This is a genomic window from Psychrobacter sp. 16-MNA-CIBAN-0192 (assembly GCF_040309565.1).
GTDB lineage: Bacteria > Pseudomonadota > Gammaproteobacteria > Pseudomonadales > Moraxellaceae > Psychrobacter.
Genome location: NZ_JBEOOX010000605.1, coordinates 1 through 245, shown reverse-complemented (window position 1 = coordinate 245; position 245 = coordinate 1). Strand labels below are relative to the sequence as shown.

Annotated in this window: 1 protein-coding gene; it reads right to left on the bottom strand. The window is 37.6% G+C overall.

The features are described from left to right. The coding region (locus AAEY78_RS14550; protein ID WP_352340161.1) for a 16S rRNA (guanine(527)-N(7))-methyltransferase RsmG at positions 1-245 on the bottom strand (245 nt) is incomplete at both ends.

Genomic DNA, 245 nt, shown 5'->3' with positions numbered 1-245 from the left:
ACTTAACACACCATCAAATTTAATCTCTGGGTTATAAGCTTCAACACGGCTTTCTACCGAGGTAATATTATTAATTTTTAATTCAAATTGAACCTGTTTTTGAAAACGGATCCGTTTACCTAAACTGTCTAACAACACAAACTGCTTATCTGGATTCATAATCGCTAATGGGATCCCGGGTAAACCAGGGCCAGTTCCCACATCGATAAAACGTTGTCCTTCAAGATAAGGAGAAACGGTTAAAC